1 rRNA gene is annotated in these 3,307 nt (G+C 56.4%); it reads left to right on the top strand.

Features of this window, described 5'->3' with window-relative positions:
• Positions 1-81 precede the first annotated feature (81 nt).
• Positions 82-3,182 (top strand): 23S ribosomal RNA (locus tag ACZ4TW_RS23835).
• Positions 3,183-3,307: the final 125 nt, after the last annotated feature.

The following is a 3,307-nucleotide window of genomic DNA, read 5'->3' as shown; positions in this document are numbered from 1 at the left end:
CCTTTCGGGGTGCGTTCGACGTATTTCATTGGTCAATCTGCATGCCCTTCGGGGTGTGTCGATCGATTCGAACTCATGTGATTTCAAGTTTCTAAGAGCAAACGGTGGATGCCTTGGCATCTGGAGCCGAAGAAGGACGTCGTAATCTGCGATAAGCCTCGGGGAGCTGATAAACGAGCTGTGATCCGAGGATTTCCGAATGGGGAAACCCCGCCAGGCCCTTCGTGGTGACCTGGTGACTCCCGCCTGAATATATAGGGCGGGTAGAGGGAACGTGGGGAAGTGAAACATCTCAGTACCCACAGGAAGAGAAAACAACCGTGATTCCGTGAGTAGTGGCGAGCGAAAGCGGATGAGGCTAAACCGGTCATGTGTGATACCCGGCAGGGGTTGCATGGTCGGGGTTGTGGGACCTTTCGGGCTGTTCTGCCGGACAGCCGCGGTGACGCGTCAGGTATAGACGAACCGGATTGAAAGCCGGACCGGAGTGGGTGTGAGTCCCGTAGTCGAAATGCCTGGCCGGCCGGAGAGGTATCCCAAGTAGCACGGGGCCCGAGAAATCCCGTGTGAATCTGTCAGGACCACCTGATAAGCCTAAATACTCCCAGATGACCGATAGCGGACAAGTACCGTGAGGGAAAGGTGAAAAGTACCCCGGGAGGGGAGTGAAATAGTACCTGAAACCGTTTGCTTACAAACCGTCGGAGCCTCCTTGTTGGGGTGACGGCGTGCCTTTTGAAGAATGAGCCTGCGAGTTAGTGATCTGTGGCGAGGTTAACCCGTGTGGGGGAGCCGTAGCGAAAGCGAGTCTGAATAGGGCGATTCAGTCGCAGGTCCTAGACCCGAAGCGAAGTGATCTATCCATGGCCAGGTTGAAGCGACGGTAAGACGTCGTGGAGGACCGAACCCACTTAGGTTGAAAACTGAGGGGATGAGCTGTGGATAGGGGTGAAAGGCCAATCAAACTTCGTGATAGCTGGTTCTCTCCGAAATGCATTTAGGTGCAGCGTTGCGTGTTTCTTGCCGGAGGTAGAGCTACTGGATGGCCGATGGGCCCCAACAGGTTACTGACGTCAGCCAAACTCCGAATGCCGGTAAGTGAGAGCGCAGCAGTGAGACGGTGGGGGATAAGCTTCATCGTCGAGAGGGAAACAACCCAGACCACCGACTAAGGTCCCTAAGCGCGTGCTAAGTGGGAAAGGATGTGGAGTTGCACAGACAACCAGGAGGTTGGCTTAGAAGCAGCCACCCTTGAAAGAGTGCGTAATAGCTCACTGGTCAAGTGATTCCGCGCCGACAATGTAACGGGGCTCAAGCACGCCACCGAAGTCGTGGCATTACCGCATATCGATAGGCCTTCGTGGTCCAGTCGTGGTGATGGGTAGGAGAGCGTCGTGTGCCGGGTGAAGCGGCGGTGGAAACCAGCCGTGGACGGCACACGAGTGAGAATGCAGGCATGAGTAGCGAAAGACGGGTGAGAAACCCGTCCTCCGGAAGACCAAGGGTTCCAGGGTCAAGCTAATCTGCCCTGGGTAAGTCGGGACCTAAGGCGAGGCCGACAGGCGTAGTCGATGGACAACGGGTTGATATTCCCGTACCGGCGAAGAACCGCCCACACGAAACCAGGAGTGCTAAGCATCCCAAGCCGTGACCGACCCTTCGGGGAACGTCGCGGGGCGGCATGCGACCCCATCTGGTGGAGTGAGCGTGATAACAGGTGTGACGCAGGAAGGTAGCCCAGCCCGGGCGATGGTTGTCCCGGGGCAAGCGTGTAGGCCGAGCGATAGGCAAATCCGTCGCTCATCCAGGCTGAGACGTGATGCGGATGAAAAGTGGGTGATCCTATGCTGCCGAGAAAAGCATCGACGCGAGGTTCCAGCCGCCCGTACCCCAAACCGACTCAGGTGGTCAGGTAGAGAATACCGAGGAGATCGAGAGAATCGTGGTTAAGGAACTCGGCAAAATGCCCCCGTAACTTCGGGAGAAGGGGGGCCGGATTCGTGAAGGGACTTGCTCCCGGAGCGTTGAAGGCCGCAGAGACCAGTGGGAAGCGACTGTTTACTAAAAACACAGGTCCGTGCCAAGTCGCAAGACGATGTATACGGACTGACGCCTGCCCGGTGCTGGAAGGTTAAGAGGACCGGTTAGCCTCACGGCGAAGCTGAGAATTTAAGCCCCAGTAAACGGCGGTGGTAACTATAACCATCCTAAGGTAGCGAAATTCCTTGTCGGGTAAGTTCCGACCTGCACGAATGGCGTAACGACTTCCCAGCTGTCTCAACCGCGAACTCGGCGAAATTGCATTACGAGTAAAGATGCTCGTTACGCGCAGAAGGACGGAAAGACCCCGTGACCTTTACTATAGCTTGGTATTGGTGTTCGGTGTGGCTTGTGTAGGATAGGTGGGAGACTGTGAAGCGGGCACGCCAGTGTTCGTGGAGTCATTGTTGAAATACCACTCTGGTCACTCTGGATATCTAACTTCGAACCGTGATCCGGTTCAGGGACAGTGCCTGGTGGGTAGTTTAACTGGGGCGGTTGCCTCCCAAAGAGTAACGGAGGCGCCCAAAGGTTCCCTCAACCTGGTTGGCAATCAGGTGGCGAGTGTAAGTGCACAAGGGAGCTTGACTGTGAGACTGACAGGTCGAGCAGGGACGAAAGTCGGGACTAGTGATCCGGCAGTGGCTTGTGGAAGCGCTGTCGCTCAACGGATAAAAGGTACCTCGGGGATAACAGGCTGATCTTGCCCAAGAGTCCATATCGACGGCATGGTTTGGCACCTCGATGTCGGCTCGTCGCATCCTGGGGCTGGAGTAGGTCCCAAGGGTTGGGCTGTTCGCCCATTAAAGCGGTACGCGAGCTGGGTTTAGAACGTCGTGAGACAGTTCGGTCCCTATCCTCTGCGCGCGCAGGAAATTTGAGAGGATCTGACCCTAGTACGAGAGGACCGGGTTGGACGAACCTCTGGTGTGCCAGTTGTTCCGCCAGGAGCACCGCTGGTTAGCTACGTTCGGGATGGATAACCGCTGAAAGCATCTAAGCGGGAAGCCGGCCTCAAGATGAGATTTCCATCCCCTTCGGGGGGAGAGGCTCCCAGCCAGACGACTGGGTTGATAGGCCAGATGTGGAAGCACCGCAAGGTGTGCAGCTGACTGGTACTAATACGCCGACAACTTGACAATCACTATCCACACCATCGTTGTAAGGCAGCGGTGTGGAGCCCGAGAACTCGCGTCCACTCTGTGGTTCCCAACAGACGGAAACACACACAAACACACAGTGCAACCCGCACCCCACCCGACAGGGC

The sequence above is a fragment of the Agromyces sp. NPDC029043 genome, assembly GCF_055564615.1.
This window is presented reverse-complemented; position numbering and strand designations above follow the sequence as displayed.